Source organism: Kitasatospora sp. NPDC088346 (assembly GCF_044740765.1).
Taxonomy (GTDB): domain Bacteria; phylum Actinomycetota; class Actinomycetes; order Streptomycetales; family Streptomycetaceae; genus Kitasatospora.
The window spans coordinates 1-15,258 of the sequence record NZ_JBIURH010000093.1; the positions used below are offsets into that span (position 1 = coordinate 1).

Sequence of the window (15,258 nt, forward strand, 5' to 3'; positions counted from 1 at the left end):
GCGATCATTTCGAGGGTGGTCTGCTGGCGGTGCAGCTCGGCGTCGACCGCGGCGGCGATCTCCGGGTCGAGCGCGTGCAGGGACTGGTTGAGAACGGACATCGGTGGGCTCCCTGGGTCCGGGCGCGGGGTGCGGCGGCGCAGGGCCTAGGAAGCGGCCCGCGCGAGGGCGGTGGGGATCGGGGTCAGCGTGCGGCGGAGCCGGCTGAAGACCTTGGGCTGGTCGACGGCGAGCACGGCGACGTCGTGCCCGTGCCGCCGGTAGACGGCCGCGAAGGAGCGGCTGTCGAGGTCCCCGGCGACGAGCCGCGGCTCGTCGCCGGGGACGACGTGGCCGGCCAGTTGGATGCGGACCCGGTACTGGTCGGACCAGAAGTACGGCGGCTGCGCCGGGGCGGCCGCCGACGTGCCGGACATCAGGGTGCGGGCCGCCGTCCTCGGCTGCTCCGTCGCGTTGCTCCAGTGCTCGATGCGCTCGTGCCGTCCGGTGAACGGATGGGGGCAGCGGGCGACGTCGCCCACGGCGACGACGCCCGGGATGTTCGTCGCGCAGCCGGCGTCGCACACGACCCCGTCGTCCAGAATGAGGCCCGATCCCGCCAGCCACTCGGTCGCCGGCCGCACGCCGACGCCGACCACGACGACGTCGGCGGGCAGCAGCCGTCCGTCCGCGAGCCGCACGCCCGTGACCCGCCCCTCGCCGGTGAGGCCGGTGACACCGGTGCCGCACAGCAGGCGCACCCCGTGGTCGGTGTGGAGCGAGGAGCAGACCAGGCCCATGTGGCGTCCCAGGACGCGTTCCAGGGGGACCTGGGCCGCCTCGACGACGGTGACCGCCAGGCCGAGCTCGTGGGCCGTGGAGGCGACCTCGGCGCCGACGAATCCGGCGCCGATGACCACGACGCGCGGCAGGCCCTGGTGCAGGTCCGCGCGCAGCGCGACGGCGTCGTCCAGGGTGCGCAGCGTGTGGACGCCCGCCAGGCCCTGCGCGCCCGCGATCGTCCGGGGGCTCGCGCCGGTGGCGATGACGGCGGCGTCGGCGCGCAGCTCCCGGCCGCTGCCGAGGGTGATGGTCCGGGTCGAGGGATCCAGTCGGACCGCCCGCTCGCCGAGCAGCCACCGCACGTCGAGGTCCGCGTACTCGTCCGGTCCGGCGAGCGCGAGGGCGTCGGCGTCGAGGTCCCCCTTGAGGAAGGCCTTGGACAGCGGCGGGCGGTCGTACGGGCGGTGGCGTTCCTCGCCGACGACGGTGATCGAGCCGTCGTAGCCCTCCGCACGGAGTGCCCGGACGGTGCTCAGGCCCGCCAGCGAGGCACCGACCACGGCGACGGACCTCATGCCGGCTCGCCGACGGTGACGTGGAGGACGACGCGTCCGTCCTCGACGGTGACCCGGTGCGTTCGCAGCGGCACCTTCGCCGGCAGGCAGGTGGGACGGCCGTCGCGCAGGTCGAACGAGGCCGCGTGCAGCGGGCACTCGACGAAGCAGCCCTCCAGCCAGCCGTCGGCGAGCGAGGCGTCCTGGTGGGTGCAGGTGTCGTCGACGGCGTAGACCGTCCCGTCGGCGTTGAACACGGCGACCGGAGCCGGTACGCCCTCGGTCACCCGGAGCGCCTCGCCCGGCGGCAGGTCTTCGATCCGGCACACCGTGATCATGGGGCCTCCAGGGCGTGTATCGTATAGCACAACGCGATGCGGGATACGCAACAGCGTACGGGTGGCCGAAGGCTTGTCAAGAGGGTCCTTCACGCCGGCCGGGAGTTGTGCGTAGTGTTGCGGCATGAGCAACAGTCTGAACGGCGGGTCCCCCGAGGGGCCGGGCTCCTCGCAGCAGGCGGAGTCCCCCGTGCAATCCGTCGACCGGGCCGTGACCATCCTGGAGATCCTCGCCCGCCGCGGCGACACCGGTGTCACCGAGCTCGCGGCCGAGCTCGGCGTGCACAAGTCGACGGCGTTCCGGCTCGCCGCCGCGCTGGAGATGCGCGGCCTCGTCGAGCAGCCGGGGGAGCGTGGCAAGTACCGTCTGGGCCTGGGCCTGATCCGTCTCGCCGGCGCCGCCACGGTCCGGATGGACCTGTCCCAGCAGAGCCGTCCGGTCTGCGAGCGGCTGGCCGTCCAGGTCGCGGAGACCATCAACGTGGCGATCCTCGACGGTGCCGAGGCCGTCAACATCGACCAGGTGTACGGGCCGTCGGCCCTGACGACGCACAACTGGGTCGGTCAGCGCACGCCGTTGCACGCCACGTCCAGCGGCAAGGTCCTGCTGGCGCACCTGTCCGAGGAGGTGCTGAGGAAGCGGCTCGACGCCCCCCTGGAGCGCTACACCCCGCGCACCGTGACCGACCCCGGCAGCCTGCTCGCCCAGCTGAAGCAGGCCGTCGTGGACGGATTCGCCTCCTGCGTCGAGGAGTTGGAGCCGGGGCTCAACGCCGTCGCGGCGCCCGTCATGGCGCACAACGGGCAGGTGGTGGCCGCCATCAGCGCCTCCGGGCCGTCCTTCCGCCTGACCGAGGAGCGCATCCCGGAGGTGGCCGCCGCGGTCCGGTCCGCGGCGGAGGAGGTCTCGGCCCGGCTGGGGTACCTCCGGCTGTCGTGACCGGCCGCGCCACGGCCGACGGAACGGGACGCCCGGTGAGACCGGCGTCCCGTTCCCGTTCCCGGCGCGGCCGCGTGGGGGGTCAGGCCTCGGCCGCCAGGACGTCGTCCGCCGCCGGCTCGACGGCGACGGGGTGCTGCGTGCCGCCGCGGCGGCGGTAGCGCAGGTACAGCAGTCCGCCGATCGCCGAGATCACCCCGGTGAAGACGATGGCGCCCCACTGGTAGTACCAGTGGTCCGCGCCGTAGACGGCGGCTCGCGGCCACGCCAGGTTGACCGTCATGGCGAGGCCGTAGCCCACGGCCACGATGTTCACGACGAGACCCTTGCGGCCCATGCTGAAGTACGGGCCGTGGTCCTCGCGGGGCCACTGACCGCGCAGGCGGCGCACCAGCATCGGGGCGGTGACCAGCAGGTACGGAATGTAGAAGAGGATGATGGCGACCGAGGTGAGGATGTAGAAGACCCGCTGGTTGCCGATGTTGACGAGCAGGAGCGCGATGGTCAGCGCGCCGGTGATGACGGCGGGCAGGACCGGGGTGTTGGACCTGGGGGAGACCCTCGCCATCGAGCTGCCGAAGGGCAGGCGTCCGTCGCGCGCCATGGAGAAGAGCAGCCGGATGGCGGCGGTCTGCACGGCGAGGCAGCAGACGGTGATGGCGATGGCCGAGCAGACCAGGAAGGCGTCCCCGAGGCCCGTGCCGAGGGTGGACTTGATCAGGTAGGGCATGCCCAGCGTGCCGAGCTCCTCGGCGTCGATGTTCCCGACCGCCATCATGCCGACGAGCATGAGCAGGCCGCCCGCGAGGAACGCGGCGGTGAGGGCGCGGAGGATGGCGCGGGGAGCGTGCCGGCGGGGCTCCCTGGTCTCCTCGGCGAGCGAACCGGCGGTGTCGAAGCCGTAGAAGACGTACGCGCTCATGATCGAGGCCACCAGGAAGGCGCCGAGATAGCCGGCGGAGTGTCCGGCCCCGGTGCCCGCGGTGTGCAGGACGACCTGGGGTCCGCGCTTGATGTGCACGGCCAGCATGACGATGAGCAGGGCGACGCCGATCAGCTCGACGGCGACGCCGAGGTTGTTGATCTTCGCCATCAGGCGGACGCCCACGATGTTGACGACCGTGGTGAACACGACCAGGCCCAGGGCGAGCAGGATCGCGTTCTTCGCGCCGTCGGGGGTGGTGGTCACGCCTGCGTCGTCGGCGCCGCCGACGATCTGGAAGGCCAGCGAGACCTGCGGCAGGATGATCTGGTACGCGACGGCGACCGCGGCCGCGGTGACGATCGCACCGACGGTCATGATCCAGCCGGACATCCACGACGTGACCGGTCGCGCGATCTGCTTGGACCACTGGTACACGCCGCCGGCCAGCGGGAACTGGCCCGCCATCTCGGCGAAGCAGAGGGCCACGGCGCCCTGGCCGATGAACACGATCGGCCAGGTCCAGATGAACGCCGGGCCGCCGGCGCCGAAGCCGAAGCCGAAGAGCTGGAAGACGCCGGTCATGATCGAGATGTAGCTGAAGCCGGCGGCGAAGCTGGAGAAGGAGCCGAGGGAGCGTTCCAGTTCCTGCTTGTAGCCGAAGCGTGCGAGGTCGGAGGTGTCGTCGGCGGGTGTCGCTGCGGTTCTGATGGTTCCCGGGTTGCTCATGGTCGCTCCAGTGGCAGGCATGGGACTGGGAGAGGTGCTTGCTGCGCGGACCGGGTGGAGTCGGGAGGTGCGGACGTACGGAGCTGCGGACGTGCGGAGTTGAGGGTGTGCGGGGTTCGGCGGGTGGGCTTCGGGGTCTGGGCTTCGGGGCGTGGGCGTGGGCGTGGGCTTCGGGAGACGCGGTGATGCCGCGTCAGCCGGCGAACCAGTGCTGGGCGGCGGGGGTGACGGTGCGCCAGATGTGCTTGGTCTCCTGGTACTCGCGCAGGCCCGAAGGGCCGAGTTCGCGACCGGTACCGGACTGCTTGAAGCCGCCCCATTCGGCCTGCGGCACGTAGGGGTGGTAGTCGTTGATCCAGACGGTGCCCAGGCGGAGCCGGGCCGCGACGCGCTCGCCGCGCCCGGCGTCCTGCGTCCACACGGCGCCCGCCAGGCCGTAGGGGGTGTCGTTGGCCAGGTTCACCACCTCGTCCTCGTCGTCGAAGAGTTCGACGGTGAGGACGGGGCCGAACACCTCCTCGCGGACCACCGTCATGCCGGCGTGGCAGCCGTCGAGCACGGTGGGCCGCAGGAAGAAGCCGCCCTGGAGCTCCGGTTCGGTCGGCCGGCCGCCACCGGCGCGGACCACCGCGCCCTCGGCGAGGGCGCCGGCGAGGAGGCGTTCGACCTTCTCGCGGTGCTCGGCGGAGACCAGCGGGCCGGTCTCCGTCCCCTTGGCGAGGCCGTCGCCGAGCCGGATGAGGTCGGCGCGGCGGGCCAGCTCGGCGGTGAACTCGGCGTGCAGGCTGCGGTGCAGGAGCAGTCGGGAGCCGGCCGAGCAGACCTGGCCGGAGTGCAGGAAGGCGGCGGTGAGCGCGAAGTCGACGGCGGCGTCGAGGTCGGCGTCGGCGAAGACGATGTTGGGGTTCTTGCCCCCGAGTTCCAGGGCGACCCGCTTGACCGTGTCGGCCGCCGCCCGCATCACCGAGCGCCCGGTGGCCAGACCGCCGGTGAACGAGACCAGGTCCACCTCCGGGTGCTGCGCGAGGGCCGCGCCGACCGCGCCGCCGCCCAGGACCAGGTTGGCCGTCCCGCCCGGGGCACCCGCCCGTTCCAGCTGCTCCTGGAGCAGCTGGAAGAGGCGGATCGTGGTCATCGGGGTGACCTCGCTGGGTTTGGCCACCACGGTGTTGCCGGCCGCCAGGGCCGGGGCGAGCTTCCAGGAGATCTGCAGCAGCGGGTAGTTCCACGGCGTGATCAGCGCGCACACGCCCACGGGCTCGTGGACCACCCGGCTGATCGCGTCGGGCCGCCCGGTGTCGATCGTGCGGCCCGCGTCGCAGGTCACCATCGCCGCGTAGTAGCGCAGGACGGCCGTGGCGTCGTCGACGTCCATGCGGCTCTCCGCCAGGGTCTTGCCGGTGTCTAGCGTCTCCAGCCGGGCCAGTTCCTCCCGCTGAGCCTGGAGTCCGTCCGCGGTGGCGGTGAGCACGCCCGCGCGCCGGGCCGCCGGGGCGTGGGCCCAGGAGCCCTCGTCGAAGGCGGACCGGGCGGCGCGTACCGCCCGGTCGGCGTCGGCCTCGGAGGCTTCGGCGACGGTTGCCAGCGTCGAGGAGTCGAAGGGATTGACGACCGCTCTCCGACGGCCGCCCTCGGCCGCCGTCCAGGCGCCGCCGATCAGCAGACAGGCTGGGTCGAAGGGTGAGGGCACGGCCGCCGCCTTTCCTATGTGTTGCGCGATACGAGACGTTTGTCTCCATGCGCAACTTGCGGCGAGTATGGAAGGCCCTCGTACCCCTGTCAAGAGGGCGGCCCGGACGGGCCCTCGACCCCGTCCCGCACGCCCCGTCGGGGACCCTTGACAGCTCGCGGCGCGAGCGTGACTCTGTTTCTCATCGCGCAAATAGATGCGCAATATGCAACTCGTGCACTGTCCTGGCCGTTCGAGGCGCCGGTACGCCGGCCGGCCTCCAGCCTGCCGCAGCTACCTCCCGAGGGGACGGATGCTTTGACAGTCCAACCGAAAGTCGTCGTCGTCGGAGCCGGCATCGTCGGTTGCGCGCTGAGCGACGAGCTCACCGCCCGCGGCTGGACCGACGTCACCGTGCTGGAGCAGGGCCCCCTGTTCGCCACCGGAGGGTCGAGCTCGCACGCGCCCGGACTGGTCTTCCAGACCAACCCCTCCAAGACCATGACCGAGTTCGCCTCCTACACCGTCCGCAAGTACTCCTCGCTGACCCTCGACGGCCAGTGGTGCTTCCAGCAGCTCGGCGGACTGGAAGTGGCCACCACCCCCGAGCGGCTCGCCGAGCTGAGCCGCCGGCACGGGCTGGCCACGTCCTGGGGGGTGTCGGGCACCCTGCTGGACCCCGAGCAGTGCGTCGCCCTGCACCCGCTGCTCGACCGCGACCAGGTGCTGGGCGGCTTCCACGTGCCCACCGACGGCCTGGCCAAGGCCGTGCGGGCCGGCGAGGCACAGGCCCGGCTCGCGACCGGGCGCGGCGCCCGGTTCCTCGCGCACCACACCGTCACCGGGATCGAGTCCGCGAACGGCCGGGTCACCGCCGTCGTCACCGACCGGGGCACCTTCCCCGCCGACGTGGTCGTCTCCTGCGCGGGGTTCTGGGGGCCGGAGATCGGCCGGATGGCGGGGCTCACCGTGCCGCTCGTCCCACTGGCCCACCAGTACGCCAGGACCACCCCGCTGCCGGCGCTGGCCGGCCACAACACCGGGGAGCGGGAGGCCTCCAAGCCGATCCTGCGCCACCAGGACCGCGACCTCTACTTCCGCGAGCACGTGGACCGGATCGGCATCGGCTCCTACGCCCACCGCCCGATGCCCGTCGACCTCGGTGCGGTGGCCGCCCCCGGCGGGCCGGTGATGCCCTCGATGCTGCCCTTCACCGAGGAGGACTTCGAACAGGCCTGGGCCGACTCGCGGGCGCTGCTGCCCGCGCTCGCCCGCACGAAGGTGGAGGAGGGGTTCAACGGCGTCTTCTCCTTCACCACCGACGGGTTCCCCCTCCTGGGCGAGGCCCCCGAACTGCGCGGCTTCTGGGTCGCCGAGGCGGTCTGGGTGACCCACTCCGCGGGCGTGGCCAGGGCGATGGCCGAGTGGCTGGTCGACGGCACCCCGGGCACCGACCTGCACGAGTGCGACCTCAACCGCTTCGAGCCGGTGCAACTCGCCCCCGCCTACGTGCGGCAGCGGGGCTGCCGGAACTTCGTCGAGGTCTACGACATCCTCCACCCGCTGCAGCCGATGGAGGAGCCGCGCCCGCTGCGGGTCAGCCCCTTCCACACCCGGCAGCGGGAACTGGGCGCGTACTTCCTGGAGGCCTCCGGCTGGGAGCGGCCGCACTGGTACGAGGCCAACCGGAACCTGCCCGAGGTCGCCGCCGTCCCCGGGCGCGGCGCCTGGGCCTCCCGCTACTGGTCCCCGATCGCGGGCGCGGAGGCCCTGGCCACCCGCGAGCGCGTGGCGATGTACGACATGACGGCCCTCAAGCGCCTGGAGGTCACCGGCCCCGGCTCCCTCTCCCTCCTGCAGTACCTGACGACCAATCAGCTCGACAGGCCGGTCGGCTCCGTCACGTACACCCTGCTGCTGGACGCGACCGGCGGCGTGCGCAGCGACCTCACGGTGGCCCGGCTCGGCCGGGACCGGTTCCAGGTGGGAGCCAACGGCGCCCTCGACCTCGACTGGCTCATCCGCCACCTCCCCCCGGACGGTTCGGTCCAGGTCCGCGACACCACCGCCGGGACCTGCTGCATCGGCCTGTGGGGCCCGCTGGCCCGGGACCTCGTCCAACCGCTCACCGACGCGGACTTCTCGCACCAGGGCTTCGGCTACTTCAAGGCCAGGCAGGCCCACCTGGGCACCGTCCCGGTCACCGCGATGCGGCTGTCCTACGTCGGTGAGCTCGGCTGGGAGCTGTACACCACGGCCGACCAGGGGCAGCGGCTCTGGGACACCCTCTGGACGGCCGGGCAACCGCTCGGCGTGGTGGCCGCCGGACGCAGTGCCTTCAACAGCCTGCGCCTGGAGAAGGGCTACCGCTCCTGGGGCACCGACCTCACGGCCGAGCACAACCCGTACGAGGCCGGGCTCGGCTTCGCCGTGCGGATGGACAAGGGGGACTTCCTCGGCCGCGACGCGCTGCTCGGTACGACGGAGGAGACGGTCCCGCGCAGGCTGGCCTGCCTGCTGCTGGACGATCCGCGGGCCGTCGTCATGGGCAGGGAGCCGGTGTACGTGGACGGTGCGCCGGCGGGGTACGTCACCAGCGCCGCCTACGGGTACAGCGTCGGAGCCTCCATCGCCTACGCCTGGCTGCCGCGTGCCGCCGCCGACCCCGGACGCCGGGTCGAGGTCGAGTACTTCGGCGAGCGGCTGCCGGCGACGGTCGCCCGGGAACCGCTCTTCGACCCGAAGATGACGCGCATCCGCCGCTGACAGCCGCCGACCGGGCGCCGAGTCCCGCCTTCGCCAGCCGTGCGTTACCCCGACGAAAGGCACACCGCCGTGACCGCCACCGAGCTCCCGAAGAGCCTGATCCCCACCCTCCCCGGCTCCTCCTACACCGATCCGCAGATCTTCGCCCTGGAACAGGAGAAGATCTTCGAACGGATGTGGTTCTGCGCCGTGCGCGCGAGTGACCTCGCCGGGCCGGGCAGCTTCCGGACGGTTCAGGTCGGCCGCGAGAGCGTCCTGGTGACCCGTACCCGGGACGGCGGCGTCAAGGCGTACCTCAACATCTGCCGCCACCGGGGCGCGCGGCTGTGCACCGAGGAGAGCGGCGAGGTCAAGCGGTCCTTCCAGTGCCCGTACCACGCCTGGACCTACGGCCTGGACGGCAGGCTCGTCGCCGCACCCAACCTCACCAGCATGCCGGACGTCGACCGCACCACCTACGGCCTCGTCCCGGTGCACGTGCGCGAATGGCTCGGCTACGCCTGGGTGTGCCTCGCCGACGAACCGCCGTCCTTCGAGACCGACGTGATCGGCGCCGCGACGGAACGCCTCGGCACGCCCGAGGCGATCGACCGCTACCAGACCGAGAGCCTCGCGGTCGGCCGCCGGATCCGTTACGAGGTGCGGGCCAACTGGAAACTGATCATCGAGAACTTCATGGAGTGCTACCACTGCGCGACCATCCACCCCGAACTGACGGACGTGCTGCCCGAGTTCGCCGGCGGCTACGCCGCGCAGTACTACGTCGGCCACGGCGCGGAGTTCGCCGGCGACGCCGAGGGGTTCACCGTCGACGGCAGCGCGGGCGTGGACCGGATCCCCACCGTCTCCGAGGACCAGGACCGCAGGTACTACGCGATCACGATCAAGCCCCAGGTGTTCGTCAACCTGGTGCCCGACCACGTCATCGTGCACCGGATGTACCCGCTCGCCGCGGACCACACCGTGGTGGAGTGCGACTGGCTCTTCCTGAAGGACGTCGTCGACGCGGGCCGCGACGTCTCCCGCTCGGTGGAACTGTTCCACCGGGTCAACGTCCAGGACTTCGACGCCTGCGAGCGCTGCCAGCCCGCGATGGACTCGCGCGCCTACCGGGCCGGCGGTGTGCTGGTGCCGAGCGAGCACCACATCGGTGCGTTCCACACGTGGGTCACCGACCGGCTGCGCGGCTGACGGCGCGCACCCGCGTCCACACCGGTTCCCTCCCCCCCTCAGCGGAAGGTCGTGCTTCATGTCCCAGCAGGTCAGAGGTGTCGTCGCGGGCGGCCTGGGCGCGGCGGTCAGGATCGAGACGGTGATCGTGCCGGACCCCGGGCCGGGTGAGGCGGTGGTCGCGGTCAAGGCCTGCGGCGTCTGCCACACCGACCTGCACTACCGGGAGGGCGGGATCAACGACGACTTCCCCTTCCTGCTCGGGCACGAGGCCGCCGGGATCGTGGAGTCGGTGGGCGACGGCGTCACCGAGGTCGCGCCCGGCGACTTCGTGATCCTCAACTGGCGTGCCGTCTGCGGACAGTGCCGGTCCTGCCGGCGCGGGCGGCCCTGGTACTGCTTCGACACCCACAACGCCACGCAGCGGATGACCCTCGCCGACGGCACCGAGCTCACCCCGGCACTCGGCATCGGTGCCTTCGCGGAGAAGACCCTGGTCGCGGCGGGACAGTGCACCAAGGTCGACCCCGCCGCCTCACCGGCCGCCGCCGGACTGCTCGGCTGCGGCGTCATGGCGGGCCTCGGCGCGGCCGTCAACACCGGCGGGGTCTCCCGGGGCGACAGCGTCGCGGTCATCGGGTGCGGCGGCGTCGGCAGTGCGGCGATCATGGGTTCCCGACTGGCCGGGGCCGCCCGGATCATCGCCGTCGACCTCGACGAGCGCAAGCTCGCCACCGCCCGGCGCCTGGGCGCCACCCACACCGTCAACTCCTCCGAGCGCGACGCCGTGGAGGCCATACGTGAGCTCACCGGCGGCCACGGCGCGGACGTCGTCATCGAGGCCGTCGGCCGACCGGAGACCTACCGGCAGGCCTTCTACGCCCGGGACCTCGCCGGCACCGTCGTCCTGGTCGGCGTGCCGACCCCGGACATGACCCTCGACCTGCCGCTGCTCGACGTCTTCGGGCGCGGCGGCGCGCTCAGGTCGTCATGGTACGGCGACTGCCTGCCCTCGCGGGACTTTCCCACCCTGATCGACCTCCACCTCCAGGGGCGACTGGACCTGGACGCCTTCGTCACCGAGACCATCGGGCTGGACGGCGTCGAGGCCGCCTTCGCCCGCATGCACGAGGGCGACGTACTGCGCTCGGTGGTGGTCCTGTGACGAGCCCCCGGCCCCGCGGGCGGCCCGAACCGGCGGGTGCGCCGCCACGCTGACCCCGCCCGGTCCGCCGCGTGGCGAGGCCGGGGGTTCCCGCCACCGCGTCGGGTGCCGCGGGACGTACCCTGGCCGCATGATCACTGGTGGGCACGTCGTCATCCACAGCCGTGACGCGGAAGCGGACCGGGCCTTCTTCCGGGACGTGCTGGAGTATCCGCACGTCGACGCGGGAGGCGGCTGGCTGATCTTCAAGCTTCCGCCGACCGAGGTCGCCGTGCACCCGACGGACGGTCCGGAGTCGCAGGAGCTCTACCTGATGTGCGACGACGTGGACGCCACCGTGCGGAACCTGTCCGCCAGGGGCGTGGAGTTCACGCAGCCGGTCACCGACGCACGCTGGGGACGGCTGACCAGGTTCCGACTGCCGGGCGGCGGTGAGGTGGGCATGTACGAGCCCCGCCACCGGCGGGCCACCGACCTGTGACGTTCCCGCAGCGGGCGGCGGGGTCACGGTTCACAGAGCAGGGTACCGAACGCGGCGGGCCGTTCCAGCGGCGCGGGCGCGCCCGGCAGTGCGCAGTCACGAGGCGTCGTACGAGCGGGCGTCCGCCTGTCACGGGGTCGGGGCCGGTCCGTCCGTCAGGAACCGCCGCACCAGCGTGCCGGCCTCCTCGGCGCAGCCGGCGGGCAGGGCGTGGTGGGAGGCACCGGGCAGGGTCGCCAGCCGGACGTCCGGCAGGGCCCGGGCGCCCTCGGCGACCCTCGCGACGTCGTGGGCCCGGCTGCGTCCGGCGAGCAGGACCAGCGTCGGCACGTCCAGCACCCGCAGCGCCGCCCGGCTCGGCCGGCGGCCGATCACCGGCTTGGGGCGGGGCAGTTCGGCGGCGCCCAGGGCGAACTGGCGCTGCCAGTCCTCGTCGACCGGGATGCCGTCGCACTCCCAGGCCAGGAAGGCGCGCACGCGCTCGACGGTGGGGCGAAGAAGCATCGGCAGGGCGTGCAGCAGGTAGCCGGGGCGGAGTCCCGCGAAGCAGCGGGTGGGGTCGAGCAGGACCAGCCGGCCGATCCGGCCGGGGTCGTGCAGGGTGTGGCCGAGGGCCTGCCAGGCGCCGTAGGAGTGGCCGCCCAGGTGGGTGCGTTCCAGGCCGAGGCCGTCGAGCACGGAGGTCAGCCAGGTCGTCAGGTCCGCGGTCCGGGCGAGCGGGCGCTCTCCGGCGGTGCCGCGACCGGCGTCCCCGGGCGGGTCCACGGCGTACACCCGGTAGCGGTCGCCGAGTTGGGCGGCCAGCGCGAACCAGACGGTGGCGCCGGCCCCGCCGCCCGGCAGCAGCACCAGCGGCTCGCCGTCCTGCGGGCCGTGCGCCAGCACCCGTGTGGTGCCGTACGGCGAGCGGAGGTCGAGTGCGGTGGTGCCGGCCGGCCACTTGGCGAGCACGGTGTCGTACGCGGTGAAGAAGTCGTCCTCGGACACAGCGGGTCCCCGTTCCCTCGTTGACCAACACTCTCGCTGGGCGAGATACTAGGCGAGCGAGATGACGGAACGGAAGGGACGGCAGGGATGGACGACCGGAACCAGGCGATGGGACTGGTGCATCTGCTGCGCGCCGTGACGGTCGAACTGGACCGCTTCGGCGGCGAGTTCGCCGCACTGCACGGGCTGCACCCGACCGACCTGCGGGCCCTGATCGAGCTGCTCGACGCCGACCGGGCCGGTACGCCCTGCACGCCGGGCCTTCTCGGCGAGCGGCTCGGCCTCAACTCGGCCGGCACCACCGCGCTGGTGGACCGGCTGGAGCGGCTCGGCCTGATCCGCCGCAGCCGGGACACCGCCGACCGGCGGCGGGTGCTGCTGGGGGTGGACGAGCGGGCCGTCGAGCTGGGCTGGTCCTTCTTCGGGCCGGTGATCGGTGAACTGGTCACCGCGATGGAGGGTTTCGAGCCGGCCGAGCTGGACACCGCCCGCCGGTTCCTCGGGGCGATGAGCGAGGCGGTGGCCCGGGCCCGCCGGGCGGCCGACCGCCCGGCGCCGAACTGAACGTCCGCGGAGTGTCGCTGGGGAACCGGCCCGGACGGCCGCGGGTGCCCGTGCCTCGGTCCGGCCGCCGGACGGTCACCTGGGCGCGGCGTGGCGTGGCCGACTGCCGATGCCGGGCCGGACGGTCGAGGAGGCGGTGGGGGTCCGCCGCCTCGCCCTGGCCGACGCCGAGCAGTCGCTGGAGGTCCGGTCGTTGCCGCCGGCCCGGCCCTCATGGCCGCCTTCGCGGCCCGCGAACCCGGCCTCGACCGGGCGGAGTCGAGGCACCGGGCCGCGCCGACGGGGCCTGCGAGGCCCTCGTGGGTGCGGGGTCAGGGCCAGTCGATGTCCCCCGAGGAGCCGGCGTCGGGTGTGGTGCCGGTGGTGGTGGCCGCGGCGGCGGTGGAGGGTCGGGGGGTCGGCCAGTCGATGTCGGATCGCGTTTCGAGTGGCAGGGTGCTCGCGGCCGAGGACAGGATCGCGGCGGCAAGGAGCAGGTTGAGGTGCTTGGGCATGAGGTCTCCAGGTGTGGCCCGGACGCTGGCGCGGGTGGCGTGGATGGCGCGGATAGCGTTGTGGGCGAAGGTAGTTGCCCGGCTGGACGCCGTAAACCTAGGATGATCGCGTCCGAGTTGACAAGTGAATTGCCAAAAGTTGCCAAGATTCTCAGGCTGGACGATGCCATCGCCCCGTCCTTCGTGGCACTATATTGACAACTCAGATGCCATGAATGGGGGCGTGGCGAAGACTCTGGTGGGGCGCGACGCGTGTCCCACCCGGAATGATTGCGGGACTTGCATGCCATCACAGTCGTCCTTCGGGTCGCGCCTCCGGTTCCTGAGGCAGCAGCAGGGGCTCTCCCAGGCAGCTCTGGCGGGCGACGAGATCTCCACGGGCTATCTGTCCCGTCTCGAGTCCGGCGCACGCCAGCCCACCGAGCGGGTGATCAGCTACCTCGCCGGGCAGCTCGGCGTGGACCGCTCGGCCTTCGACACCCGGCCGGTCGGCGGCTCCCTCACCCAGGCCCTGAGCATGGCGGCGACGACGGACAACGACGCGACCGTCGAGGAGCTCATCGAGGTGCTCGCGGGGGCGGGCGACGAGGATCCCCTGCTGCGCTGGCAGGCCCTGTGGCTCATCGTCAAGTACTGGCACCGGCGCGGCGAGCGCACCGAGGAGCTCGCCGCCCTGGAGCAGCTGGTCGAGCTCGCCGACGAGCTCGGGCTGCCCGCGCTGCAGTGCCGGTCCAGGACCTGGTTCGCGCGGTGCCTCAGGTCCTTGGGCGAGGCGTCCCGGGCCCTGGACCTGGCCGCGCGCACCTACCAGGAGGCCAAGCAGGCGCAGCTGTCCGCCGTCGACACCGGGAACGCGCTGGCGGCGCTGGTGGCGACCGAGGCGGAGGCGGGCCGGCTTCCGGACGCCCGTGCGCACGTGCAGGAGCTGCTCGAACTGGTGGCGGACGTCCCGGACAACACCCGGCGTGCCGAGGCGCTGTGGTCGGCGGCCACGGTCTACTCCCGGCTCGGGGACGACGAGAGCGCACGCGACTACCTGGGTCAGGCCACGCGGGCGCTCGACAGCCGTGACGACCTCACGCTGTGGGCGAGGCTGCGGCTGGCCGCGGCCTCGCTGTCGCTGCAGTCCCGGCCCGCCCTCACCGCACCGGCCCGCACGTACCTCGCGGAGGCGCAGACGGCGCTGTCGCTCGTCGGCACACCCGTCCAGGAGCAGGAACTGCTGACGCTGCAGGCGCACCTGGCCTTCGCCGAGGGGGACCGCGTCGCGGCCCGGGGCTTCCTCGACCGGCTGGACCTGGACGAGTTGATGCTCAGCTACCGGGACCAGATCCGGCTGCACGCCCTGGAGAGCCTGCTGCTGATCGGCGAGGGCCACCAGGAGCGCGGGCTCGCCCGGCTCAAGCAGCTGGGCGAGGACGCCCGCCGGGCCTCCAACATGGATCTGGCGGCGGAGATCTGGAGGCTGCTGGCCGAGGCGCTGGAGCACGCGGAGAAGCCCGGCACGGCCGCCTGAGAACGCGCCCGGTGGTGGGGCGGTCACCGGCGCGTCGGTCCCCGGGGAGAGGATCGAACAGCCCGGCCCCGACGGGGCCGGGCCGGCGGAACCCGGGCGGGGGGGGGGGGGGGGGCGGCGGGGCGGCCGCGGGGGGGGGGGGGCCCCGGGGGGGGGCCCCCCGCCGCCCGCGCCGGGGCCCCCCCCCCCCCCGCGGGCGCC

At 73.0% G+C, this 15,258-nt stretch carries 13 protein-coding genes; 7 read left to right on the top strand and 6 right to left on the bottom strand.

All coding sequences use genetic code 11. From position 1 onward, the window contains the following. Positions 1-146: 146 nt before the first annotated feature. Positions 147-1,337: an NAD(P)/FAD-dependent oxidoreductase gene (locus tag ACIOFR_RS40635; protein WP_401005625.1), complete on the bottom strand. Its 1,191-nt coding sequence runs from the start codon at positions 1,335-1,337 to the stop codon at positions 147-149. Next, the gene (locus ACIOFR_RS40640) at positions 1,334-1,654 is read right to left on the bottom strand and encodes a bifunctional 3-phenylpropionate/cinnamic acid dioxygenase ferredoxin subunit (protein WP_401005627.1); all 321 of its coding nucleotides are present in this window, start codon (positions 1,652-1,654) and stop codon (positions 1,334-1,336) included. Before ACIOFR_RS40640 ends, ACIOFR_RS40635 begins: the two co-directional genes overlap by 4 nt. Positions 1,655-1,844: 190 nt before the next feature. Here ACIOFR_RS40640 and ACIOFR_RS40645 point away from each other — a divergent pair, with 190 nt between their 5' ends. Continuing rightward, complete coding sequence (locus tag ACIOFR_RS40645; RefSeq protein ID WP_401005646.1) at positions 1,845-2,594, top strand: IclR family transcriptional regulator; 750 nt, start codon at positions 1,845-1,847, stop codon at positions 2,592-2,594. Between the two features lie 82 nt (positions 2,595-2,676). Here ACIOFR_RS40645 and ACIOFR_RS40650 read toward each other — a convergent pair whose 3' ends face one another. Further along, on the bottom strand, positions 2,677-4,245 hold the full coding sequence (locus tag ACIOFR_RS40650; RefSeq protein WP_401005629.1) for an amino acid permease: 1,569 nt from the start codon (positions 4,243-4,245) through the stop codon (positions 2,677-2,679). 193 nt (positions 4,246-4,438) lie between these two features. After that, complete coding sequence (locus ACIOFR_RS40655; protein ID WP_401005630.1) at positions 4,439-5,935, bottom strand: aldehyde dehydrogenase family protein; 1,497 nt, start codon at positions 5,933-5,935, stop codon at positions 4,439-4,441. A 297-nt stretch (positions 5,936-6,232) separates the two neighbouring features. On the opposite strand from ACIOFR_RS40655, the gene ACIOFR_RS40660 reads away from it, so the two are divergent. From ACIOFR_RS40660 to ACIOFR_RS40675, 4 genes are all read left to right on the top strand, one after another. Then, positions 6,233-8,680: an FAD-dependent oxidoreductase gene (locus ACIOFR_RS40660; RefSeq protein ID WP_401005632.1), complete on the top strand. Its 2,448-nt coding sequence runs from the start codon at positions 6,233-6,235 to the stop codon at positions 8,678-8,680. Positions 8,681-8,749: 69 nt separating this feature from the next. Next, positions 8,750-9,871, top strand: coding sequence for an aromatic ring-hydroxylating dioxygenase subunit alpha (locus tag ACIOFR_RS40665; RefSeq protein ID WP_401005633.1), 1,122 nt, complete (start codon positions 8,750-8,752; stop codon positions 9,869-9,871). 58 nt (positions 9,872-9,929) lie between these two features. Then, on the top strand, positions 9,930-11,015 hold the full coding sequence (locus ACIOFR_RS40670; protein ID WP_401005635.1) for an S-(hydroxymethyl)mycothiol dehydrogenase: 1,086 nt from the start codon (positions 9,930-9,932) through the stop codon (positions 11,013-11,015). Positions 11,016-11,145: 130 nt separating this feature from the next. Beyond that, positions 11,146-11,496 carry a VOC family protein gene (locus ACIOFR_RS40675; protein ID WP_401005636.1) on the top strand — a complete coding sequence of 117 codons (351 nt, stop codon included), beginning with the start codon at positions 11,146-11,148 and terminating at the stop codon, positions 11,494-11,496. Between the two features lie 129 nt (positions 11,497-11,625). Here ACIOFR_RS40675 and ACIOFR_RS40680 read toward each other — a convergent pair whose 3' ends face one another. After that, entirely contained in the window at positions 11,626-12,483 is an 858-nt protein-coding gene (locus ACIOFR_RS40680) for an alpha/beta fold hydrolase (RefSeq protein WP_401005638.1), read from the bottom strand. A gap of 87 nt (positions 12,484-12,570) precedes the next feature. Here ACIOFR_RS40680 and ACIOFR_RS40685 point away from each other — a divergent pair, with 87 nt between their 5' ends. Continuing rightward, positions 12,571-13,047, top strand: coding sequence for a MarR family winged helix-turn-helix transcriptional regulator (locus tag ACIOFR_RS40685; protein WP_401005640.1), 477 nt, complete (start codon positions 12,571-12,573; stop codon positions 13,045-13,047). Between the two features lie 311 nt (positions 13,048-13,358). On the opposite strand, the gene ACIOFR_RS40690 is transcribed toward ACIOFR_RS40685, so the two are convergent. Beyond that, the gene (locus tag ACIOFR_RS40690; protein ID WP_401005642.1) at positions 13,359-13,541 is read right to left on the bottom strand and encodes a hypothetical protein; all 183 of its coding nucleotides are present in this window, start codon (positions 13,539-13,541) and stop codon (positions 13,359-13,361) included. A gap of 283 nt (positions 13,542-13,824) precedes the next feature. On the opposite strand from ACIOFR_RS40690, the gene ACIOFR_RS40695 reads away from it, so the two are divergent. Beyond that, positions 13,825-15,057: a tetratricopeptide repeat protein gene (locus ACIOFR_RS40695; RefSeq protein ID WP_401005644.1), complete on the top strand. Its 1,233-nt coding sequence runs from the start codon at positions 13,825-13,827 to the stop codon at positions 15,055-15,057. Positions 15,058-15,258: the final 201 nt, after the last annotated feature.